The organism is Calorimonas adulescens (assembly GCF_008274215.1).
Classification (GTDB): Bacteria; Bacillota; Thermoanaerobacteria; order Thermoanaerobacterales; family UBA4877; genus Calorimonas; species Calorimonas adulescens.
In genome coordinates, this window is record NZ_VTPS01000003.1 from 19230 (window position 1) to 42068 (window position 22839).

22 protein-coding genes are annotated in these 22839 nt (G+C 44.7%); 21 read left to right on the top strand and 1 reads right to left on the bottom strand.

What is annotated here, in order from left to right:
• Window positions 1–41 precede the first annotated feature (41 nt).
• The 21 genes from FWJ32_RS02710 (at window position 42) to FWJ32_RS02810 (ending at window position 22155) form a co-directional block, all read left to right on the top strand.
• On the top strand, window positions 42–1724 hold the full coding sequence (locus tag FWJ32_RS02710) for an FAD-dependent oxidoreductase (protein ID WP_149544441.1): 1683 nt from the start codon (window positions 42–44) through the stop codon (window positions 1722–1724).
• Window positions 1725–1998: 274 nt separating this feature from the next.
• Window positions 1999–3555, top strand: a complete 1557-nt coding sequence (locus FWJ32_RS02715) for an efflux RND transporter periplasmic adaptor subunit (RefSeq protein ID WP_149544442.1) — start codon at window positions 1999–2001, stop codon at window positions 3553–3555.
• A gap of 11 nt (window positions 3556–3566) precedes the next feature.
• On the top strand, window positions 3567–4244 hold the full coding sequence (locus tag FWJ32_RS02720) for an ABC transporter ATP-binding protein (protein ID WP_149544443.1): 678 nt from the start codon (window positions 3567–3569) through the stop codon (window positions 4242–4244).
• Window positions 4241–5407, top strand: a complete 1167-nt coding sequence (locus FWJ32_RS02725) for an ABC transporter permease (protein WP_149544444.1) — start codon at window positions 4241–4243, stop codon at window positions 5405–5407. The genes FWJ32_RS02720 and FWJ32_RS02725 overlap by 4 nt, the downstream gene beginning before the upstream one ends.
• A 31-nt stretch (window positions 5408–5438) precedes the next feature.
• Entirely contained in the window at window positions 5439–6089 is a 651-nt protein-coding gene (locus tag FWJ32_RS02730; RefSeq protein WP_149544445.1) for an MBL fold metallo-hydrolase, read from the top strand.
• Window positions 6090–6189: 100 nt separating this feature from the next.
• Window positions 6190–7587: a S41 family peptidase gene (locus FWJ32_RS02735; protein WP_149544446.1), complete on the top strand. Its 1398-nt coding sequence runs from the start codon at window positions 6190–6192 to the stop codon at window positions 7585–7587.
• A gap of 218 nt (window positions 7588–7805) precedes the next feature.
• A complete protein-coding gene (locus tag FWJ32_RS02740; RefSeq protein ID WP_149544447.1) occupies window positions 7806–8849 on the top strand; it encodes an ABC transporter substrate-binding protein in 1044 nt (347 codons plus the stop codon).
• A gap of 190 nt (window positions 8850–9039) precedes the next feature.
• Window positions 9040–10002 carry an ABC transporter substrate-binding protein gene (locus tag FWJ32_RS02745; RefSeq protein WP_149544448.1) on the top strand — a complete coding sequence of 321 codons (963 nt, stop codon included), beginning with the start codon at window positions 9040–9042 and terminating at the stop codon, window positions 10000–10002.
• Window positions 10003–10013: 11 nt separating this feature from the next.
• Window positions 10014–10907, top strand: a complete 894-nt coding sequence (locus tag FWJ32_RS02750) for an ABC transporter permease (protein ID WP_149544449.1) — start codon at window positions 10014–10016, stop codon at window positions 10905–10907.
• 4 nt (window positions 10908–10911) lie between these two features.
• Window positions 10912–11661, top strand: coding sequence for an ABC transporter ATP-binding protein (locus tag FWJ32_RS02755; RefSeq protein ID WP_149544450.1), 750 nt, complete (start codon window positions 10912–10914; stop codon window positions 11659–11661).
• Between the two features lie 246 nt (window positions 11662–11907).
• A complete protein-coding gene (locus FWJ32_RS02760) occupies window positions 11908–12276 on the top strand; it encodes a BlaI/MecI/CopY family transcriptional regulator (protein WP_149544451.1) in 369 nt (122 codons plus the stop codon).
• Window positions 12277–12895: 619 nt separating this feature from the next.
• Window positions 12896–13570: a response regulator transcription factor gene (locus tag FWJ32_RS02765; RefSeq protein ID WP_149544452.1), complete on the top strand. Its 675-nt coding sequence runs from the start codon at window positions 12896–12898 to the stop codon at window positions 13568–13570.
• Window positions 13560–14939 (top strand): sensor histidine kinase, encoded by a 1380-nt coding sequence (locus FWJ32_RS02770; protein WP_203227554.1) that lies wholly within the window; start codon window positions 13560–13562, stop codon window positions 14937–14939. The genes FWJ32_RS02765 and FWJ32_RS02770 overlap by 11 nt, the downstream gene beginning before the upstream one ends.
• A 78-nt stretch (window positions 14940–15017) precedes the next feature.
• Window positions 15018–15446, top strand: coding sequence for a hypothetical protein (locus FWJ32_RS02775; RefSeq protein WP_149544454.1), 429 nt, complete (start codon window positions 15018–15020; stop codon window positions 15444–15446).
• Between the two features lie 15 nt (window positions 15447–15461).
• Window positions 15462–15989 carry a hypothetical protein gene (locus FWJ32_RS02780; RefSeq protein WP_149544455.1) on the top strand — a complete coding sequence of 176 codons (528 nt, stop codon included), beginning with the start codon at window positions 15462–15464 and terminating at the stop codon, window positions 15987–15989.
• A 192-nt stretch (window positions 15990–16181) separates the two neighbouring features.
• Entirely contained in the window at window positions 16182–17126 is a 945-nt protein-coding gene (locus tag FWJ32_RS02785; protein WP_149544456.1) for a DNA double-strand break repair nuclease NurA, read from the top strand.
• Complete coding sequence (locus FWJ32_RS02790; RefSeq protein WP_149544457.1) at window positions 17123–18988, top strand: ATP-binding protein; 1866 nt, start codon at window positions 17123–17125, stop codon at window positions 18986–18988. Before FWJ32_RS02785 ends, FWJ32_RS02790 begins: the two co-directional genes overlap by 4 nt.
• Window positions 18985–19953: a metallophosphoesterase family protein gene (locus tag FWJ32_RS02795; protein WP_149544458.1), complete on the top strand. Its 969-nt coding sequence runs from the start codon at window positions 18985–18987 to the stop codon at window positions 19951–19953. Before FWJ32_RS02790 ends, FWJ32_RS02795 begins: the two co-directional genes overlap by 4 nt.
• A gap of 3 nt (window positions 19954–19956) precedes the next feature.
• Window positions 19957–21252 carry an AAA family ATPase gene (locus FWJ32_RS02800; protein ID WP_149544459.1) on the top strand — a complete coding sequence of 432 codons (1296 nt, stop codon included), beginning with the start codon at window positions 19957–19959 and terminating at the stop codon, window positions 21250–21252.
• 16 nt (window positions 21253–21268) lie between these two features.
• Window positions 21269–21523 (top strand): DUF3450 domain-containing protein, encoded by a 255-nt coding sequence (locus FWJ32_RS02805; protein WP_162523477.1) that lies wholly within the window; start codon window positions 21269–21271, stop codon window positions 21521–21523.
• Complete coding sequence (locus FWJ32_RS02810) at window positions 21520–22155, top strand: hypothetical protein (RefSeq protein WP_149544461.1); 636 nt, start codon at window positions 21520–21522, stop codon at window positions 22153–22155. The genes FWJ32_RS02805 and FWJ32_RS02810 overlap by 4 nt, the downstream gene beginning before the upstream one ends.
• Here FWJ32_RS02810 and FWJ32_RS02815 read toward each other — a convergent pair.
• Entirely contained in the window at window positions 22098–22808 is a 711-nt protein-coding gene (locus FWJ32_RS02815; RefSeq protein WP_149544462.1) for a hypothetical protein, read from the bottom strand. The two genes, FWJ32_RS02810 and FWJ32_RS02815, sit on opposite strands and share 58 nt — an antisense overlap.
• Between the last annotated feature and the right edge of the window lie 31 nt (window positions 22809–22839).

Genomic DNA, 22839 nt, shown 5'->3' on the forward strand with positions numbered 1-22839 from the left:
AACTCTGGTGTAATAGGAAACATCACAGATGGAGGTTCAGTATGCGAAAGACCATCCTTTTATTTATTGCTATTGCATTGCTAGTATCTGGATGCAATTTAAATAATAATGCCGCACCTAAAATACCAAGAGATACCTCTTATGATGTTATTGTTATAGGTGCAACACCAGAGGGAATAGCTGCCAGTGTATCTGCTGCCCGAAACGGCCTTAAGACCCTTCTGGTGGAGACCCATGACAGGGTTGGCGGTATATATACCAGAGCTGGGCTTAATACTATTGATATGAATTATGGTCCGGATAAAGAGTTGTTGACCCGCGGTATATTTGAAGAGTTTTATAAAGCTGTAGGCGGGGACTCTTTTGACATAGAGAAAGCAGAAAAAGTGTTCAGAAACATGATTGCAGAGGCAGGAGTCTATTTACTTTTAGATGCTGATATAGGCAATACGATAATGGAGGGCAGCAAAATAACAGGAATTACCATAAACGGAGTGGATTATAAAGGCAAGAGGTTTATAGACGCCACTGAGGACGCTGATATTGCTGCGGCATCAGGAGTTCCATACACATATGGACAAGAAGACATAGGCCACCCGGAAAGGGTTATGGCACCAACACTGGTATACAAGCTTAAAGGGGTAGATTGGAATGGTGTGAGACGCTACCTTAATACCGATAGCAGTAAAGATACAGGTGCGAACGACCGCTCTGCCTGGGGATATTCCGAGATGTACAGATATAAGCCCAAAGACCCTGATATTATGGTACGGGGACTCAACATGGGCAGGCAGGACGACGGGACAGTGCTGGTAAATTCCCTCCTTATTTATAATGTTAACCTGCTGGATGAAGAGTCGAAAAAAAATGCCATAGAGAAAGCAAGAGAAGAGCTGCCGGCCATAATAGAGTACATGCATAACCTGCCAGGCCTTGAAAAGGCATCCCTTGCAGGGGTAATGGATGAACTCTATGTCAGGGAATCCAGGCATATAATAGGGGAATACAGGCTTACCATAGATGATGTGCTGGAAAATAGATATTTTGATGATGCTGTGGTTATGGGCAGCTATCCGGTTGATATACAGTCATTTCAACCAGGCAGTTACGGACTGGTGATGGGTAAACCAAAAGTGTATTCAATACCATTCCGCTGCCTTGTGCCTAAAAAAGTGGATAATCTCCTGGTGATAGGAAGAAGTGCATCTTATGACTCCCTTGCCTCTGGTTCGGCCAGGGTTGTTCCGGTGGGGATGGGAGAAGGCCAGGCCGCAGGCGTGGCCTCCAAGATCTCCATAGCTAAAGATATGACATTTCGTGAGATGACCTATAATGGGAAGGCTATACACGAACTCCAGGAAATTCTCAAAAAACAGGGAGCCTATATTAAGGACTATGAGGCTACACCGGATATAGTGAACTCACCTTACTACCCATATATAAAGAAACTGCGCAGGTATGGATATATTCACCCTGGTTATTCCAATGACTACAGGTTAGAGGATGCAATAACATATAATGAATTTATTAGCATAGTCAATCCCATATTGGCAGACCACATAAATGGCTTTAAGTGGATTCCAAATGACACAAATGATAGGCCAATAGATGGCAGTGAAATAATTGGGCTGTTAAAGAAATACGGAATAAAGGTAAGCGCTACAATACCGGATGGACCTGTACTTTATAAGGATGCTTATAAGATACTAAGCTCACTCTTTTAAAATAGTCTCGACTGGTTGGGATTAATCTGTGATCTTATGCTGGTATAACATGGTTTACTAAATAGTTGTTTTATCAAAAGGGCCAGATGGAAAACAGCTGGCTTTTTTGATATCAAGAACGCATCATAGTCGCTGTAAACTGGTTTACTTCATGTCACAGATGAGTTTTTTGGTGTGTTTATATTCAAGGGCTATGCTTCTTTAAAAAAATTTACAATTTATTAACTTCCTTACCTTTAATGTTCTGGTATAATAGTCTCAAGGAGGGATATATGTGAAGAAATTCTTTTTAACATTAACTGCATTGATTTTAATACTTTCACTGGCTGGCTGTTCGGCCAGAACAAATAGTACACAAAATGAAGGTGTGGTTACAGCTACACAGAAGGTGACAAGGGGGCCCATTGAAATCAAGATCAGCGGTTCGGGGACACTGGAGCCGGCTGATGAGGAGACAATAAGGCTCAGGAGAAGTGGGAAGCTGGTTCAGGTCAACTTCAAAGAGGGTGATGTGGTAAAGAAAGGGGACCTGATGTATGTAATAGAAGACGACAATGTGGCCCTTTCTCTTAAACAGTCAGAGCTCAACCTGAAGCAGCTCAATCTTGAAATGGAAGACCTGAATAAACAGAAGGCCGGGGAGAAGGTAACATCACCAATAGACGGAAGGATCACGGCTATAAATGTCAATGAGGGTGATTCTGTAAATAATGGTACGGTTATTGCAACCATCGAGTCCGATAACTATTTCAAGTTTACTGCTGGAATATCACAGACAGAGATAGGGAAAATAAAGGTTGGTCAGAGTGTAAATGTATTTTTGCCGGATTATCTTGCAAGCCTGACAGGTACGGTCACAAGTGTTGACAGCAGCCCACAGCCGACCTCAGGCGGCGGGATTATATATAATGTGGAGGTACAGGTTAAAAATCCCGGCAGCTTAAAAGGTGGCGAAAAAGTGAATGCAACGATAATAACTTCATCGGGCAACGTACAGGCGTTTACAACAACTGCCTTAGAGAGGGCAGAGGTAGAGAATGTAAAGGCAGTGCTTGCCGGTGATATAGAAAAGCTGTATGTAAAGGCAAATGATACAGTGAAAAGAGGCCAGCTGTTGGCAACCATACACTCAGACAGCATTGATAGCCAGATAGAGCTTCAAAAGATGAAGATAGAACAGGCCATGGCAGACATTGAGTCCAAGCAGCAGGAATTGAAAGATATGTATGTCTACGCACCGATTTCAGGGACCATAGTTGAACAGAATGTAAATGTAGGAGATGACCTTTCCAGTTTAGATACAAGCAGTGACACTGTGGATGCGCGCATAGTGGACTATAGTTCTATGAATGTGGTCATACCTGTAGATGAAATGGATGTGGGCAAGCTCAAAGTGGGCCAGGAGGTCATTATAACATCTGATGCTGTGCAGGGCAAGACCTTTAAAGGTGTAATATCGGATATAGCCGATGAAGGTAAGGCAGAGAATGGGGTATCAACCTTTGATGTAAAGGTGACTATGGATAAGACTCCGGAGCTCAAGGCAGGCATGACGGTTAATGCTGATATTGTACTGGAAAAGAAGGATAATGTGCTTCTTGTGCCCATAGAGGCGTTAAAATATCAGGGACAGCAGCCTTACGTCACAAAGGTTGGGTCAACCGAACCTGTAAAGGTAGAGATAGGGCTTACAAATGAGCAGTATGCAGAGGTTATATCAGGGCTCAATGAAGGGGATGAGGTTGAGGTTACTGTCAGCTCCGGGGGCAGCAGTTTCCGGATGGGACCGCGAGGCGGCGAGGTAAGAGTCAGCGGAAGTTCTGGCCAATGAGGGGTGATCGTATGATACACATTGAGAACATGACCAAGATATACCGTATGGGGAAGGTAGAGGTCAGGGCATTGGACGGGGTCAGTATAGATATTGAAGAGGGCGAGTTTGTGGCCATAACAGGTCCATCCGGCTCAGGAAAGTCGACGTTTATGCATCTTTTGGGATGCCTTGACACCCCTACGTCTGGCACATATATACTAAACGGCAGCGAGGTGTCAAAACTCAGACAGGATAAGCTGGCAGAGATAAGAAACAAGGAGATTGGATTTGTGTTTCAGGAGTTTAATCTTTTACCAAGGCTTACCGCTCTGGAAAATGTAGAGCTCCCGTTGATATACAGGGGTATGCCGGTACACGAGAGGAGACAAAGGGCTATGGATGCCCTGGAAAAAGTTGGCCTGGCCAACAGGCTGAACCACAGGCCCACGGAGATGTCAGGCGGGCAGCAGCAGAGGGTGGCTATAGCCAGGGCCCTTGTGGGGGATCCTAACATCATCCTTGCTGATGAACCCACGGGCAACCTGGACAGTCGTTCTGCCCACGAGGTCATGGATATGTTAAAAGACCTGAACAGTGCAGGCAGGACTGTAATCCTTATAACCCACGACATGAGCATAGCCAGTGAAGCAAAGAGGATTGTACGCATTTTAGACGGCAGGATTTTAAGTGACGAGGTGGTCTCATGAATCTATATCAACTTGTAAAACTGGCACTTAGAGGAATCATTGACAATAAACTCCGCTCATTTCTCACCATGCTCGGCATAATAATAGGGGTGGCCTCGGTAATAGCTTTGGTCTCATTTGCCTCTGGGGCTACCTCCCAGGTAACCAGTCAAATAGAGGGTATGGGGTCAAACATATTGAGTGTCAACATAATGGGCAGAGGGGCACAAACCACCTTGACCTATGAGGAGGCACTGGATCTTAAAAATCCATATATATCCGGAATTGCTCCAACAGTCAACAGCGGTATGACAGTAAAGTTTATGAATAAAACCTATGACACCGGCATAATAGGTACAAATTCCGATTATTTTACAATAAATAACAGGGAACTTGAAGCCGGGAGGATAATAACAGAGACCGACCTTGAGGATAGGGCTAAAGTGGCTGTGATAGGTCCGGATGTGGCGAAAGAACTGGGGATGTTAAACCCTGTGGGTGAGACTATAAAGATTGGTGGCAATAATTTCACCGTTGTAGGCTTGTTACAATCCAAAGGGAGCAGCATGATGGGCTCCCAGGACGATATGGTGATAGTGCCCATAACTACTGCCCAGAGGCTTTTTCAGACCGGTGGGGTAAGGTCTATAACAATGCAGGCAGTATCACCTGATGATGTAGAGGCTGCTAAGGCATATTTAGAGGCTGACCTAAAGCGTCTCTTTAAAGATGACGAGGATGCATACAACGTCTTTGACCAGACGGAGCTTTTAAATACTGTAAAGCAGTCAACATCTGTTTTGAGTATGATGCTGGGCGGCATAGCAGGCATATCTCTTCTGGTGGGCGGCATAGGGATAATGAACATAATGTTGGTTACAGTGACAGAAAGGACCAGAGAGATAGGGATAAGGAAGGCTATTGGAGCAAAAAAGAGGGATATACTCACACAGTTCCTTATTGAATCTTCTGTACTTTCGGGTGTAGGTGGGATGATCGGGGTAATTGTTGGCTTTATCTTAGCCAAGATACTCTCTACAGTAGCTAATATCCCCACTCAGACAACACTTTTGACAGTTGGGGTGTCTTTCGGGTTTGCGCTGCTGGTGGGTATAATATTTGGCATATATCCAGCCAACAGGGCTGCCAATCTAAATCCTATTGATGCATTACATTATGAATAATGGTATAATATGTAATGCGAGGTGATATGCTGTGAAGATAAAGTATTACGGACACTCATGCTTTTTGCTTACAGGAAAAGATATCTCTATTGCTACAGATCCTTATGACCCATCAGTCGGGTATGACCTTCCAGCGATAAAGGTTGACGTAGTGACCGTATCACACCAGCACTTTGACCATAGCTACCTTAAGGCCATAAGGCCGGGGGCTGCGGTTATTGATATACCTGGTGAACACCATGTAAAGGGTGTGGATATAAAAGGATATGAGGTAAACCACGACAGCAAAGGCGGTACGCAAAGGGGTAAAAATATAATATTCAGGATGGATAGTATTGATGGTGTAAGCATATGTCATCTAGGCGACCTGGGCGAGACTTTGAGCAATGACGTTGTAGAGAAGATAAAGGGTGTGGATGTCCTCTTTGCGCCGGTAGGCGGCTTTTTCACGCTGGAACCGGAACAGATGCTTGTTGAGGTCAGGAGAATTAATCCGAAAATACTCATACCGATGCATTTTGCCGTGGAGACCACATCAGGAGACCTGCCAATAAAGCCCGTAGACTATTTCCTCAAGGTGTACGGGAAAGGAGAAAAGCTAAACAGCGATGAACTGGAGATTACACCAGAAAGCCTCCCTCAAACCACCAGAGTGTATGTGCTTGATTTTTATAATAAATAACCGGGCAACCGGTTATTTTTTTAATTCACCTCATATATCTTTATATATTTAATAATGATATAATAGATGACAGAGGTTACCATGCAGAGGGGGGACTCCTTTGAAATATAAAAAAATTATAATTATAGCTATAATAGTAACTGTCATAGCAACGCCGGTTGTTTCTTTTGCCTCAATGACATACGACATTAACACCTTTGACTCCATAATGCAGTTTATACTCTCATCTACGGTTAGGGATGTTACGGAGGAACAACTGATAAAAGGTGCACTTAAAGGCATGTTTCAGGCGGTTGACCCCTATAGCGAGTATTTCACAAAAGAGGAGCTAAAAGAGTTTAATGAGGAAACTAGCGGGCAATACAGCGGGGTAGGGATTATTATTTCCGAGTCTGACGGATATATCGTTGTGACCTCGGTGATGAATGGAGGGCCAGCGGATAAGGCAGGGATAAAGAAAGGCGACAGGATAGTGTCGGTAGACGGCACCAACGTAGCAGGTATGAAGCGGGATAAGGTATCTGACCTCCTGAAGGGGGATGAAGGCACCACAGTCAGGGTTGGCATCATGAGGGAAGGCAGCAATGGCGTGACCTTAGTGGACATTATAAGGGGGCAGATAAGATTAAACCCGATAATATACAGCGTAAAGAACGGTGTAGGATATATAAAGATATTTCAATTTACTGAATATACAGAAGAAAATTTAGAACCAGCCCTGGACTATATGAGGAAAAATGGTATAAAATCTATTGTGTTAGACCTCAGGGGAAACCCGGGGGGTATAATACCGGAGACCATAGATGTGGCACAGCATTTTGTGCCCAAGGGACCAATAGTAAAGATAATATATAAGAATGCACCGCCGGATGTATATTATTCAAACTTAGAAAAACCGGAGTTTAACTTGGCTGTCCTTATAGATAAGGATACAGCCAGTGCCGCAGAAATTCTGGCCGGAGCAATACAGGATACCGGAGCAGGTATAGTCATTGGTTCTCAATCTTACGGTAAGGGTTCAGTACAGATAGTTATGCCATTAGAGGACGGGAGCGGCTTTAAGCTCACTATGGCAAAATATGCCACGCCGAAGGACAGGATTATAGATGGGGTAGGGATAATACCCGATGTGAAGCTGTCCAACTCCGAGCCTGTTGTGCCTGACCTTTCTAATCTGGCTCCGCTAAGGGAGGGCGAGGCGGTAAGTAGAGGCAGCATAAACCTGCAGGTGTTTGCCCTGCAGCAGAGGTTAAAGCTGCTTGGCTATGATGTAGGTGAGCTGGATGGTGTGTTTGGCCAGGCCACAGAGAGGGCTTTAAAGGAATTTCAGACAAGGAATGGCCTCAAGGCAACCGGGACATTGGACGAGTATACCTATATAAACCTTGTGGACGCAATGGACAGGCTGGCGCATCCAGAGGTGAGAGATATAGTACTGGAGACGGCCATTCAGATGCTTAAGAATAAAGAAGACAAAGGCATGATACAATCACAGTGAAGAGGATGGTTTCACAGGGCGTACTGCCAGCATGGTGGGGCTTTGGAAAATTTATATTGACGGTGCTTCAAAATCCTGATATAATTATCTTTAAATTTAATATCCGTAGCATGGTAGAATGGTAGGGTAGTCACACCCAACCTGGGTGTTTTTTTATACCCTTTTACCTGTACACTTGTACCAGGTGCGGATAAATAAATAAAAAGGGAGAGTGTAAAATGGTAAAAACGGTAAAGGCAATTCTCATAATTCTCATCATTACAGTCCTGTTTGTATCGGGGTGCGGCGCCAATCAATCTGCCCAGCAGAGCTCTGGCCAGTCTCAAACTGCAGAATCATCAAATCAACAGACAGCAAGCAATGAGGCATCAACGGAAATAAAAACTATAGGGGTAATACAGCTTGTGGAACATCCTGCTCTGGATGCTGCCAGGGAAGGGTTCATGGATGGCCTAAAGCAGGCTGGTTTTACTGAAGACAAGGTGAAGATAGATGTAAAGAATGCTCAGGGAGATTTTGCTACTGCCCAGAACATAGCAGAGGGATTTAAGGATGAAAATGTAGACTTGATATATGCCATTGCCACTCCGGCAGTACAGGCAGCATATAATGTTACAAAGGACATACCCATCGTCTTTGCCGCAGTTACTGACCCGGTTTCGGCTAAGGTTGTGGAGAGTCTGGATAAACCCAACACCAATGTAACAGGAGTAAGCGATATGACACCGGTGGAAGAGCAGCTTAAGCTTTTAAAGCAGATACTGCCGGATGCGAAGAATGTTGGCATTATGTATAATGCCGGTGAGATAAATTCAGTTGTTCAGGTAGATATGGCTAAAAAGGCTGCCCCTGCCCTTGGGTTAAACCTGGTGGAGGCGACGGTTTCAACCAGCGGGGAGGTTTCTCAGGCTGCCCAGTCACTGGTGGGCAGGGTGGACGCTATATACATTCCAACGGATAATACCATAGCCTCATCCATACAGGCTGTGGCAAAAGTGGCTAATGCCAACAAGATACCCGTGATAGCTTCAGAGGAGGGTATGGTATCGGGTGGAGCCCTCATAACCAAAGGTATAAACTATTATAACCTTGGTGTGGATGCCGGTAAGATTGCTGCAGAGATTTTAAATGGGAAAAAGCCGGCAGACATCCCGGTGATGCTTCCTCAAAATATGGATATTGTTGTTAACAAGACTACTATGGGTATACTGGGTATAAAGTTGCCCGATGACATATTGAAGGAGAGTAAGACGGTAGAATAGAAGATATTATTGTGCTGTAAAGATCTTTATGAAGAATGATAGTGAGCATAAAATGCAACTTTAAAGCGAGTCTATGATACTCTTGATAAGTGACAGGTGTAGCGGGGGCATCTGGCATGGACGCCACTATCATTTGTGAGTAGACTTCTTATACCAGAATCGAATATTATTTAAGAAGGAGATTGGTAGAATGGATAGGACGGTAGGCAAATTTTTGGCTGTATTTCTGCTTATATTTACGCTGGCAGGGTGTACTGCAACTGCAGATACAGCAGCAGGAAAGGAAAAGTTCCGGATAGGGATACTGCAGTGGGTGGAACACCCTGACTTTGAAAACTCAAAACTTGGATTTATTGAGGGGTTAAAGGAGTCAAATCTGGATGAGTCAACAGTGGATGTGGAAGTCTTAAATGCACAGGGTGACGCAGGTACAGCCCGGCAGATAGCCAGTAAGTTTGTGGATGAGAAAAAAGACCTTATATTGGCCATAGGGACTACATCAACTCAGGCGGTATACAATCTTACAAAGGAGATACCCATTGTATTCGCCGCTGTCACAGACCCCGTGAGGGCCGGTGTGGTGAAGGGCCTTAAAGAAACAGGGACAAATGTGACTGGAGTGAGCAATTTTACACCACCTGATGAGATATTTGGGCTTATAGAAGAGCTTTTTCCTGAGGCCATAAATATCGGTGTAATATATAATCCAGGGGAGATAAATTCCTCCGTACAGGTGGAAAAGGCGAAGGAGATATGCAAGAAGGACGGATTAAACCTTGTGGTTGCACCGGTTTCATCTTCGGGAGAGGTACCGCAAGCTGCACAGTCCCTTGTTGGCAGGATAGATGTACTGTATGTACCCACGGATAGTACTGTAGTCTCATCTATGGAAGCAGTTGTAAAAGTTGCCAACTCCAATAAAATACCTACGGTGGGTTCGGGCAAGGGCCAGGTGGATGGCGGGGTACTGGTGGCGAGAGGCGTAGACTATTTTGATATGGGCGTGGAAGCGGGTAAGATGGCGGCTGATATACTTACGAAGGGTAAAAAACCTTCAGAGATACCTGTATTGATGCCTCACGACCTGACTCTTGCAGTAAATGAGGATACAGCGGATATATTGGGGATTAAAATTCCTGATACTCTTAGATAGAGGTGAATCTTATGCAGGGACTTATTTTACTGACAGTTGAGCAGGGCCTGGCCTTTTCGGTCATGGCCCTGGGTGTGTATATTTCCTTCAGGATTTTAAACTATGCAGACCTTTCAGTAGATGGGACCTTCCCATTGGGAGCGGCTACATCGGCCAGCCTTATTTCTGCCGGTGTGGACCCGTATATTGCAACACTGGCGGCACTGTTTGCAGGGATGGCAGCAGGGGCTGTGACGGGGCTTTTAAATACAAAGGCAAAGATATCAGAGCTGCTGTCAGGTATACTCACCATGACGGCACTTTACTCGATAAACTTAAGGATAATGGGTAAATCCAACCTGCCGCTCTTAAATGAAAGACTTATTATAACGGGTGAACCATATAATGCCCTAATGGTCTTTGGTATAATTCTTGTAATTTTAATTGTGCTTTTATATGTATTCTTCCATACAGAGATAGGCATGGCGGTAAGGGCACTGGGCAGCAATCCAAAGATGCTCATATCCCTTGGCATAAACACTGACGGGCTCAAGGTGCTGAGCCTGAGCCTTTCCAATGGGCTTGTAGCCCTCTCTGGCAGCCTTATAGCTCAGTATCAGGGATTTGCCGATGTTGGCATGGGTATCGGGACAATCGTAATTGGCCTGGCCTCAGTGATTATCGGAGAGATGCTCATAGGTGGCAGCGGGATATTGAGGCCTTTAATCTCTGTTGCAGCAGGCAGCATAATATACAGGATGGCTATATCTATGGCCATGAGGGCAGGTATGCCTCCTACAGACCTTAAGCTGGTCACGGCAGTGGGTGTAATACTGATACTTACTCTGCCGCAGTTTAAAGGGATAGCAAGGTTTAAAAGGCCGGTGATTGAGCCGGCAGGTAAAGTACAGAAGGCAGAGAGGTGATACAATGCTGGAGCTTAAGGATATTTACAAGTCGTTTAATAAGGGCACAGTGGATGAGGTGCAGGTATTAAAGGGTATAAACCTGAGGATTGAGGACGGTGACTTTGTCACCTTGGTAGGGAACAACGGTGCGGGCAAGACTACGCTCCTCAACATCATATCTGGTTCTCAATTTCCTGACGAGGGCAGGGTAATTATAGACGGTGTAGATGTCACTACCATGCCGGAGTACAAGAGAGGAAGGATGATAGGCAGGGTGTTCCAGGACCCATTGATGGGCACAGCACCGTCTATGACCATAAATGAGAACATGGCCCTGGCATTAAAACGGGGAAAGAAACTGGGACTTAAGTGGGGCATTTCAAGCAATACCAGGAATATAATAAGGGATAACCTGAAGATACTTTCTCTGGGGCTGGAGGAAAGGGGAAAGGCCAGCGTTGGTCTTTTATCAGGCGGCCAGAGGCAGGCCATTACTCTCCTGATGGCTACCATGGCCAGGCCGAGGTTGCTTTTGTTAGATGAGCATACGGCAGCTCTGGACCCAAGAGCTGCCTCCCTGATATCGGAACTCACAGAGAGGATAGTGGGGGAAACCGGTGTAGCTGCCATAATGGTCACACACAACCTCTCCAGTGCCCTTTCCATGGGCAACAGACTCATAATGATGGAGAATGGTAGGATATCCTTAGATGCAAAGGGCGAAGAAAAAAAGAGGCTGACTCATGAAGAGCTTTTGGCCATGTATGCATAGAAATAGGACCCTTAGAGTAAACGGCATAGAGAAGTTTTAGAAACTCAAGTAAATTCAAGGCTGCCGGCAATCGATTAAAAGCTTATGTTGAAAGCTGTCCTAAGACACAAAAGCCACGAATGACATCATTCGTGGCTTTTGCTTTGCATGAAATTAAAATTTTTTGAAAAGACCATTGACAGATATATTTACATAGTGTAGAATAAAATTAACTTACATAATGTAGATATAAGAAAGGAGATCTTTATGAAAAAACTGCAACGGATATCTGATGCTGAAAAGCAAATAATGGAGTATATATGGGCAGCCGGACGTCCTGTGACAACTTCGGAAATCATTCAACATTTGCCTGAAGGAAAATCATGGAAGCAAAATACTGTGGTCACTTTTTTGACCCGCTTGACAAAAAAAGGCATAATTAAGGCTACCAGGATAGGGAAAGCAAACCATTATGAACCCTGTGTGACAGAACAGGAATACCGAAACTTTGAGACAAAGCAGTTCATAAAGGATGTCCATAAAGGCTCAGTATTAGGCTTTATAACTGCACTATATGACAATGGCGACCTGACAAAGGAAGACATTGAAAACCTTATGAAACGGTTGAAAGAGTAGGTGGACACATGTTGATTAACATTTACAATCAGCTGCTTATCATGATCAATTTTTACCGTCCTATTATGATGATGAAATTATTGAAAGACTAAATGAAATGTATAATCATCTATTTGATGCCAATTGCATATATCAAACTACTAAAGGTTCTGTAACATATCCAGTGTACGATTTGGAAAAGCGTACAAATACCTATTCCCTGAACCGGGAGTGTAAAGCGGTTCGTTTCTTGCAGGATTTGCTGTACGTCTTTAAAGAAAGGTTTTCTGACGTTTGCTTTTGAATAGGTTGTCATGTGAGAGGAGGTCCAGCGTACGGCCACCAAGACTTTATCTGTTCTTGCATGGTGTGGATGTTTGGCAGAATGTGTGTAAACTTCGCAATATTTGTACTTGAAAGTCGACCTAGGCATGGGGCTATTAACAATGGGGTAAAGCCTGTGCATATTTTATAATTACTTTATATATTGCAAATTTGGCAGCGAAATGGAGGAGTAGACTTGAAAAGGAATTAAAACCCTGTCCGTTTGGATTAGAGAGATACAAATGGCACCTTGCAGGTAATTAAATACCTTGGATGCCATTTTTCTGTTATAATGAGAGCAGAGGGAGGTGGGTCTATGGCAAAGATACTGATAGTGGATGATGATAAGAACATCAGGGAGGTATTAAGGTTATACCTTTCCCATGATGGGCATGAACTTTTCTTTGCAGAGGATGGAAGCAGGGCGCTGGACCTTTTTGAAGAGGCCAGGCCGGACCTTGTGATACTGGACGTAATGCTGCCGGTGATAAGCGGTTATGAAGTGGTAAAACTCATAAGGACAAAGAGCGATGTCCCGGTGATAATGCTCACAGCAAGAGATGAAGTGGAGGACCGGATAGAGGGACTGGACAGAGGGGCCGATGATTACGTGATAAAGCCCTTTGACCCCAAGGAGCTGGCCGCAAGGGTCAGGGCACAGCTGCGAAGGAAATCGGAAAAGAGCCATGAGATATTATCCTTAGGGAATACTGTCATTGACATTGATAGAATGACTGTAACTTTAAATGGCAATGTGGTAAACCTTAAACCCAAGGAGACCCAGCTTCTCATATATCTCTTCAGAAATAAAGGCCTGGCCCTGTCCCGCGAGAAAATCCTGGAGGACGTATGGGGGTACGACTATGTAGGGGAAACCCGTACTGTGGACGTCCATGTGAACAGGCTGAGGGAAAAATTCAGGGATGAGGAAAAATACTGGAGGATTAAGACCCTCTGGAGCACCGGCTACAGGCTGGAGTATGAAAGATAGCATATTAAGCCGCCTTTTATATACATATCTCATTCTCTTTATTTCAGTAATCCTCATCCTTTCCTTTGTATTTACCAGATTTATAGACATCGGCTACTACAACATGAAAAGGAATCAATTGCTCCAGGAGGGGAAAAGGATAAGCAGCCTGGTGGAGAGGTACGGGTTTGAAGACCTGGCGGGAAACCAGATGAAAGATGCCTTAAACCTCATAGGGTATGTTACCAATTCCAGTGTCTATGTCTTAAAGATACAAAACTTAGAGGACGTAGGCCCGCAGATGAGCGGAGAATATAGTATGGCTATAGCTGAGGACATCAAAAGGGTGGCTGCAGGGGACGAGGTTGCCAGACGCATAAGTATAGAAAATATAGATACGGATGTGTTTTTTGCTGGCCTCCCCATATACTTGAATGGTAATGTGGAGGGTGCAGTGCTTCTCTTTTCTCCTTTAAACGAACTTGGACAAACCATGGACCGCATGTATATGGCCGCATGGGGTATTGGCCTGGCCTTTATTATGATAGCTTCCATGGTTATATATGCAGTATCAAGGCGTGTGACAGAGCCGATAATACGTATGGCAAATGCAGCAAGGGAAATTGCTGATGGGAAATTTGCTGGGGATATCAACATTCAAAGCAATGATGAAATCGCACTTTTGGCTGATTCTTTCAATTATATGAAGAATCAATTAAAAAAGATCGAAAAGATGAGGCAGGAGCTTATATCCAATATATCCCACGAGCTCAGGACCCCTCTTACCACGATTAGAGGTTTTATACAGGGGATAATGGATGGCATGATAAACCCTGAGGAAGAGAGGCAGTATCTTGAGGTCGCTCTGGAAGAGGTTAACAGGATGACAAAGCTTGTGGGAGACCTTATGGACCTTTCAAAACTGCAGACTGGCAGCATTAAACTCTACAAGTCGGAATTTGATGTAGACTCCCTTGTGAATGAGGTGGTTAAGGGGTTTGATATAGAATGCAGGGAGAGGGGCATATATGTGGCGGCAGAGGTTGGAGAAGGACTCAAGGTGACTGCAGATAGGGACAGGATAAAGCAGGTCCTGGTAAACCTTGTGGGGAATGCTGTGAAGTTTACACCTGATGGCGGCAATATTGTTATATCGGCGCAGCAGGTGGACAACAGGACGGTATTCAAGATTTCAGATACAGGACAGGGAATTTCAGAGGAGGACATCCCATATATATTTGACAGGTTTTACAGGGCCGATAGGACAAAACCCGGCCATGGGCTTGGCCTGGCCATAGCTAAAGAACTCGTTGAGATCCATGGTGGTACCATCAGCGCAGAAAGCAAAGAAGGATACGGCACCACTATAATATTTGACCTGCCATCATGATTTTACACTTTGTTTACATTTTGTTTATAAATTGGAAAAACACCGGTGAGAGAATATAAACGGAGGTGAGAATAAGGGATGATGAGACCAAAACTGTTGATTGCTTTGTCTGTGCTGCTCATATTAGTTATCTCAGGATGTGGCACCAGGACCAGTGATATGCAGAACGTAAAACCAGCATCAGATGGGCAACAGGTCAATTCAGTTTCCGGAACGCAGGAGCCTCAATCTGAGGAAGCGGCAGGGACAGAAAAGGCATCCGGTGAGGAAGTTACCTCAGACAGCCAGAATTCAGCAGCGGAAACGGGAAAACCCGCAGCAGCCCAGACAAATACTAACACTGCCGGCTCTAAGGATACCTCAGCAGAGGTGGTGGTAAAGACAGACACCAGCGTGTCAGACGAGAGAGCCGCAAAGGTCCTTGAAGAGATAGACAGGGAGATGGATAACCTCATCAATGTCCTCAACAACATGGACGATATCTCAGATTCAGATTTAGAATTTTAATGGGAGGTATGTAAGATGAAGAAGATAGTTGCGTTGATATTGACATTGGTTGTAGTATTTGCAGTCAGTGCCGTAGCATTTGCCGATGAACCGGCTGCCACCAAGGGCAATGGTGTAAAGGCAGGCCAGGCCGCTGACAGACTGCAGGAAGCAAGGAGTGTGGCCCAGCAATTTAAACCGCAGTTAGACCGGATAAAGGAAAACAGACAGACCATAAAGTCTCAAGAGCAGGAGATAAGGAAACTTACACAGGAGATAAGGAATAAAATCAGGGAAATGGCTAAAAATGGAAATAGCCCTGATGATGAGACAATTGCAAAGCTCGAAGATATGCTAAGCCAATTAAACAGTCATAAGCAGGAACTTGCAGGTACCCTGGGCAAAATAAGGACAGAGCAGCTCAAAATGATACAGAATAGAAGAGAAAAGAACTGGGATGCCGTAGAAGAAAACCTGAATAATATAATAGAAATCCAGAATACGAGGATTGAAAGCCAAAAGCAGATTATAGAGGACCTGAATGCCGCACTTGAACTGCTCTGACAGCTTAAAATTCTCACCTCTTATAACAACTATGCAGGCAAGGGGTGCATATGCATCCCTTGCCTGCATATCCTTCCTTTTTTGTATTTTCACCATCTTTTTTGCCTACAAAAATTATACACGGGACCATTAGATTATTATACCTGCTTTGAGCGGGCTTTTATGGTATAATCAATATCAGGTGATTGAAATATGGAGAACGGCTTGAAAGAAAAACTTAAGACCATAAATAGCATATTGAGAGAAAAAAGAAACTCTAAACCGCCTAGAAAAGCTATAAGGGAGGCTGTAGAGAGAAACTTAGGAAAAATTATAATGAAAGCTCCAGAAGAAAAGCCGTATTGGATAAGGGACATGCTGGTGGTGGACGGTTCTTTCAATTCCTATGGGTCTACGTTTCCTTATATTATAAACTTCTTTCGGTCGCTTGCCCTCTTTTCATTGGGCAACGAGCGGATATTCTTGAATGACATTTATATACCGCTGTTGGATATGGAAAGCTACCAGGATGGGGACAGCGAGGAGGTGCTCAAGGTTATAAGAGACAGGAAAATGGCGGAGATGGAGATACGGTCTGCCATAGAGGGCGTAAAGAGGTTCAGGCCGTCACTGGTTGTTTTCGATGGTGGATTTTTAAGGTATGAGGATAAGGCAAAGGATGCATTTGACGAATACAGGAAGTTGAGCAGGGAGGCCGGAACTCTAAGCGTGGGTGTGATTGAGGAGATAGGTACCTTTGATATGGCAAGGAAGCTGAGGGACGGGCTGGGATATCCTGTGGAGGATGACAGGGAGCTCTTATTCGGGGTGCTGGAGCCCTGTGAAATCCTCGAGGTTAGGGATGAGATGCAGTTTAAAAGGGGCTTTTATACGGTTTTTGCAAGACCATCTATGCATCCAAACCCTGTGGCCTATGACTTTTTTGAAGAAGATAGAGATAGGGCTTTAGAGGTTGTGAGGTTTTTGATTTCTCTCACCCCGGCAGAGAGCCGTGGTATACCTCTGATACTGGACATAGTAGACGGTGAGGTGAAGATAGGATCTGATGAGGTGGAGGCACTGGTGGACTCCTTTCTGGATAAGGATATAAAAGAGGGACTATTCAGGCCGCAGAGGGATAGGAGGTTTGGCCTATGATGCAGGTAGTTGGCTCTACCACAGAGCAGTTTGTATATGTGGCCTCCAAAGACAGGAGGTTTAATATAAACGAGATACTGGTTATTGAGGATAGGGTTCACGGCGACATAAAGGGAGAGGTGGTGGAGACCACATCCTTCAATAGATACATACCCATGGCCGGCGTGAGGAACGGCTTTGTCGACCGGAATACCCTGGAATTTATGAGACAGGTGGGATTTTCCATAGAGGATGAATCCACCCATGTGGCTAAGGTGCGAATACTGGACATGCTTACATCTCCTGTAGAGGTGGGAAGCAGTGTGAGGCTCCCTGCCTTTGACGAGGTGCGAGAACTCTTGTTAAAGAAAGGGCCGGAGGAGGGGCTTACACTGGGGACTATCCTGGGGACTGAAGAAGTTTCAAAGGGCATGCCCGATGAACTCTGCGATATAGCCTACCTGTTTGAAAAGGGTAAAGGGATACTGCCCCAGAATGGGGTTCCTTTTATATTTGACTACCAGGCCATGAGCGAGTACCCACATATAGGTATATTCGGCGGTTCGGGGTCTGGAAAATCCTTTGGCCTGAGGGTCATCCTGGAGGAGCTTATGAAAAAGAGGGTACCAGCCATTGTCTTTGACCCTCACTTTGAGATGGAGTTTAACAACCCCATGGAGGGGATACCTGATAAATTTAAGGAGGACTTTACGGCTCACTATGAGGTGTTTACCGCAGGCAGGGATATAGGCATAGATTTTACGGAGCTTACACAGGAAGACCTTGTAAATATCCTCAGGGCTTCGGGAGGCTCCATATCGGAGTCTATGGAGAATGCCATTAGGACACTCTATAAGAGGAAAGATACCTTTACAACGTTCAGGGATAGGCTTATAGACCTGAGCGATGCACTGGACCTGGGCAAGGACAGGATATTAAGGATGATGAGGGATGGCGGTATGGCCCCTGAGGAGGTTGCAAGGCTTGCAAGCTACCAGGCTCTTATAGATGCTTACGGAAATGCTGTGCCATATTCAGGTACGGTGAAGGCCATACTCTGGCGTCTTAATAACGTGGCCAGGGAAAATCTGTTTCTGCACAATATAGAACCAATTTTAAAGGCTATTAAAAGCAGAAAGACCTGCGTGATAAGGGGATCGTCATTGTGGGTGCTTACCGTGTTCTCTTCATACCTTATAAAAAACCTCTACAGCAGGAGGAGAAGATATAGGGACAGTGAGTTTTCGGGAGAGGCTGTAGAAAAGTTCCCGCCCTTTGTAGTGGCCACGGATGAAGCTCACAATTTTGCCCCGCGTTCAACCCCATCCCCTTCAAAGGATGTTATAAGGGAAATAGCTCAGGAGGGCAGGAAGTATGGGGTATTTCTTATACTGGCTACGCAGAGACCGGCACTCTTAGACGATACTATTACTGCTCAGCTTAACACCAAGATAATCTTCAGGACAGTAAGGTCAGTGGATATAGCTACCATAAAAGAAGAGACCGACATAAATCCTGATGAGGCAGCCAGGCTTCCTTACTTGGCTTCAGGAACTGCCTTTATATCCTCGGCCATTACCGGTAGGACAACAGCAGTAAGGATAAGGGCTTCAAAAACTGTGAGCCCCCATGCTATAAACCCTTTTGAGGAGCTGGAGAGGGACTATTCTTCAGAAAATGACCGGCTAAAAAAGCTGTTGCTTTCGGAGATGCCTATATATATGGGCAATCTGCGGTCGGTTCTGGAAAGGGTGAATGAGGAGCTGGGCATGACGTATACAAGGGATGAGATTGTAAAGGTGCTGCATGAGTTGGTGGCAGAAGGCCAGGCCAGGCTGGAAAAGACTCCCCTTGGGGAAATGGTCTCGGAGGTGATACAATGAAGTTCCTGTTTTTTACAGATAGCCATATAAGGGGGAATTCTCCTGTCAACAGGAAGGACAACTTTCCTGATACGCTGGAGATGAAGCTTAGCGAGATAAGCGACATGGTAAGACAGGAGGGCATTGATTACGTCCTATGTGGCGGCGACCTTTTTGACAGCCCCATGCCTGCCATACCTGTGGTGACGAGATATATGAATATCCTGAGGAGGATGAACGCCCCAATATATGCGGTGGCCGGCAACCACGATATGTATGGCCATAACCCTGAGACCCTTGCAAGGACCATGATGGGTTTTTTAGATTCCTTAGGGATAATAAACCTGATAAGGCCAGGCCAGAGGATAATGCTGGATAAAGACGGTATAAGGGTACAGCTTACAGGACAGGAGTTTAACTATAACCTGGATGATGGCACGGGAGAGGGCTACATCGTAAGAGAGAAAGATGCCGATGTAGCCATCCATATGGTCCACGGATTTCTCACTGATGTGAGGTTATTTGAAGGGGCCAGGTACACCACTGTTGACAGGGTATCTGGTACAAAGGCAGATATAACACTGGCCGGGCACAACCATGCTGGGTTTAAGGACGTGATAGATGGGAGAAAGTATATCATAAATCCAGGAGGCCTGGCCAGGGTGACAAACCACCTCTCGGAAATACAGAGGATGCCGCAGGTGGTTATTATAGAGCTGTATGGCAATATCTCAATCAGAAAAGAGAGGCTCAGAACGGCAAAAAAAGGCGAGGATGTCCTGGACAGAAGTGTACTGGAGGCCACCCGCTTACACAGGGAGAGACTGGAGGAGTTTGCTAGGGAGATAAGGTCATCGGGCATAAACAGGGCAATAAATATCACAGGTATAATCAATGAGATAGCTAAGAATGAGGACTTGGACAGTGAGGTAAAGGATGAGGCACTCAGGAGGATTGCCATAGCCCAGGAGAATGGGGGGTACTGACAGGTGAAAAAGCTAAGAAATCTTACGATTGAAAATTTCCAGTCCCATGAGCATACATCCATAGACTTTGACGAGAATTTTACCGTAATTGTAGGTGCCTCAGACCAAGGCAAATCAGCTATTATAAGGGCACTCAAATGGGTGCTCTACAACGAACCCCAGGGAGAAGAGTATATAAGGGTTGGAGCAACCAACGTTAGGGTATCGCTTACCCTGGACGATGGTACAATCATCATAAGGGAAAGGGGCAAAAAAAATAGGTATATACTAAGACAGGGCAAAGACGAACGTATCTTTGAGTCATTTGGCAGGGGTGTGCCAGAGGAGATATTAAACGCCCATGGGATGATACCTATAAAGTTAGACGAAGACCATTCGCTGAGACTCTCATTAAGCGAACAGTTAGATGGGCCTTTTCTCCTTTCTGAGAGTAAACCGGTTAAAGCCAAGACCATAGGCTTGTTGAGCGGGGTGAACATAGTAGACCAGGCAATCAGGGATATAACAACCGATATAAGAGAACTCATGAGTGAAGAGAAAAACATAAGAGAAAACATATCCAGAATAAATGATGAGCTGTCTGGGTTTGACGACCTGGACTTGATGGAGAGGGTACTCCCTGATATAAAAAACAAATACAGCGAGGCCACAGCCATTAAATACAGGATAGACTTATTGGATTCATTAAAAGATAAACTGAACGTAAAGAATGAAGAGATAAAGCTGAACATGGAAATAATTAATGCCCTGAGCACTATAACCGTGGCGGGCAGGAAGTTATCTGATGCCGGGATGGAGTTTGACAGATACAATAAGTTAAAGGGATACTATGACAGGCTTCAGCATATAAACAAGCGGGTTTCATCCTTAGCCGATGTATTGGATAGAATGTGCGGCATAGAAAATACCTTTGATAGATTAAAGGATGCCAATCTTTTAAGTGGCAGGCTGAGCAGGCTTAAGGAGCATAAAACGAAGCTTGATATGATAACAGGCAGGCTTAAGGGTTGTGAGGTAAAAATTGATAGGCTCAAAACCTCAGATAAGGCCACTCCAGCTTTGAAAGAAATAGAAGGCATACCATCCAGATTAAAGAGGCTAAAAGAGCTTCATGACAGGCTTTTCAGGATTGAGAGAGATTTGGAAAAGGCCTGCAAAACAGAGGAGGAAAAACGTAATGAAAAGGAAAAATGGATGTCGGCATATGGCCAGCTTCTAAAGAGGATAGGCAGATGCCCGGTATGCGGCAGCGAGATAGACGACCATACGGTCGAAAAGATTATTGAGGAACTCAGATGATAGGGGGAAGATGACAATGGAAAACTATGAACAGGAGATAGCTAAGCTGCAAAAGGCAATAAAAGATGCAGAAAACAAGAGGGTAAAAGCCCAGACAGAGATAGATATGCTTACAAAGCAAAAGGAAGAAATTCTTTCAGAAATCAGGGCACTGGGCGTTAACCCTGAGGAGTTAGAAGAGGAGATTAAAAGGCTGGAGGGAGAGCTAGAGAAAATGTTGAGTGAGATAAACTCCATGATACCATGGGACATATTGGAGGGTTCAAAGTGATAGGGGAACTTGGAGACAAGATATCACGATTGGAGGCCCTGTACAACAGGAGAAAGGGTCAGAAGGAACAGCTTGAAAGCTCGCTTGACAGATACACCGAAAGGTTAAATGAGGTTTTGAAGAAAAGAGGATTATACGAAAACACGAGAAAGCTTCTGGAAATGGCAGCAGAGTATGCAAGGCAACAGGCTAAAGGCGATATTGAGTATGTGGTAACTCAGGCACTGCAGTACGTCTTTGAAAGTGACCTGAAGTTTAAGATTGAACTGGAAGATAACGCCTCCGGGCCTCAGGCGGAATTCTATGTGGAATCCAGGTATGGTGGAGAACAGCTTGTGAGAACCAGGCCACAGGATGCAAGAGGTGGGGGCGTTGTTGATGTAATATCCTTGGCTTTGAGGATTGCAATGATGCAGGGACGCGGAGTTATAATACTTGATGAACCGGCAAAACAGGTTTCTGAGGAGTTTGCCCCAAATGTAGCAAACTTTTTGAAATATTTAGCAGACCAGGGAGACTTTCAGGTGCTCATGGTAAGCCACAACCAGCACCTTGCCCAAGCTGCAGGGAAAAGCTATGTTGTCTCAATAAAGGACGGCATAAGTCGGCTATCAGAGGTCTCATCGTCATGAAGCCTGTTTGCTAAATTTTCTGCCCACGACATTATATCTTCATTTTTAACAAGGACAGCATATTTCCTGGGAGACTGTTCGGAAATGCCGATTAACCCTTCATCCATCATCACATGCAGTACACAGCGAACAAGGTGGGACGGTGATTTTTTATAACCAGACCTGGCCTTGATAATCTCCTCGGTTTTATCTAATAAATCTTTGGCAGCAAAACACTTTTGCTTTTCACTGTCTAACGATGAGATTGCCTTGCATAGCTCCATGACAATTTCATAGGGTACTATGCTTCCATAAGACCTACCATTAACCCGAGACGTTTCAATCTTCAAATTGTGTCCGTCAAAATCCCAGAATGTAGTTTTGACGTTCTTATCGGTATTAAGCTGCATGCAGCCATCGCAGTGGATATCCATCTGCAGTGTTTTATCCACCTCGGCACGTAGTCTCTGGAGCTCTTTCTGCTTTTCATCAATATACTGTATTTTTTTTATGACATTCACAGCCTGTTCTAAATACTTTTTCTCCACGAGATGTTTCAGGCATTTTTGCTCCATGTCCTGTTCGATCTTCGCCATTGAGTTTAGCAATTCATCAAAGCTGGCCATCAATTCTATCAGGTCATTTCTTACTATTTCGTGTTCTTCTTTTGGCATTTTACCCATCTCCGTTGCGCATTTTTTATCA

Excerpts from the sequence above, each read along its gene's own strand:
- FWJ32_RS02745 (WP_149544448.1), top strand. The coding sequence starts at position 9,040 with ATGGATAGGACGGTAGGCAAATTTTTGGCTGTATTTCTGCTTATATTT.
- FWJ32_RS02780 (WP_149544455.1), top strand. The coding sequence starts at position 15,462 with ATGAAGAAGATAGTTGCGTTGATATTGACATTGGTTGTAGTATTTGCA.
- FWJ32_RS02725 (WP_149544444.1), top strand. The coding sequence starts at position 4,241 with ATGAATCTATATCAACTTGTAAAACTGGCACTTAGAGGAATCATTGAC.
- FWJ32_RS02740 (WP_149544447.1), top strand. The coding sequence starts at position 7,806 with ATGGTAAAAACGGTAAAGGCAATTCTCATAATTCTCATCATTACAGTC.
- FWJ32_RS02755 (WP_149544450.1), top strand. The coding sequence starts at position 10,912 with ATGCTGGAGCTTAAGGATATTTACAAGTCGTTTAATAAGGGCACAGTG.
- FWJ32_RS02795 (WP_149544458.1), top strand. The coding sequence starts at position 18,985 with ATGAAGTTCCTGTTTTTTACAGATAGCCATATAAGGGGGAATTCTCCT.
- FWJ32_RS02710 (WP_149544441.1), top strand. The coding sequence starts at position 42 with ATGCGAAAGACCATCCTTTTATTTATTGCTATTGCATTGCTAGTATCT.
- FWJ32_RS02790 (WP_149544457.1), top strand. The coding sequence starts at position 17,123 with ATGATGCAGGTAGTTGGCTCTACCACAGAGCAGTTTGTATATGTGGCC.
- FWJ32_RS02775 (WP_149544454.1), top strand. The coding sequence starts at position 15,018 with ATGATGAGACCAAAACTGTTGATTGCTTTGTCTGTGCTGCTCATATTA.
- FWJ32_RS02760 (WP_149544451.1), top strand. The coding sequence starts at position 11,908 with ATGAAAAAACTGCAACGGATATCTGATGCTGAAAAGCAAATAATGGAG.
- FWJ32_RS02815 (WP_149544462.1), bottom strand. The coding sequence starts at position 22,808 with ATGCCAAAAGAAGAACACGAAATAGTAAGAAATGACCTGATAGAATTG.
- FWJ32_RS02750 (WP_149544449.1), top strand. The coding sequence starts at position 10,014 with ATGCAGGGACTTATTTTACTGACAGTTGAGCAGGGCCTGGCCTTTTCG.
- FWJ32_RS02785 (WP_149544456.1), top strand. The coding sequence starts at position 16,182 with ATGGAGAACGGCTTGAAAGAAAAACTTAAGACCATAAATAGCATATTG.
- FWJ32_RS02805 (WP_162523477.1), top strand. The coding sequence starts at position 21,269 with ATGGAAAACTATGAACAGGAGATAGCTAAGCTGCAAAAGGCAATAAAA.
- FWJ32_RS02765 (WP_149544452.1), top strand. The coding sequence starts at position 12,896 with ATGGCAAAGATACTGATAGTGGATGATGATAAGAACATCAGGGAGGTA.
- FWJ32_RS02720 (WP_149544443.1), top strand. The coding sequence starts at position 3,567 with ATGATACACATTGAGAACATGACCAAGATATACCGTATGGGGAAGGTA.
- FWJ32_RS02770 (WP_203227554.1), top strand. The coding sequence starts at position 13,560 with ATGAAAGATAGCATATTAAGCCGCCTTTTATATACATATCTCATTCTC.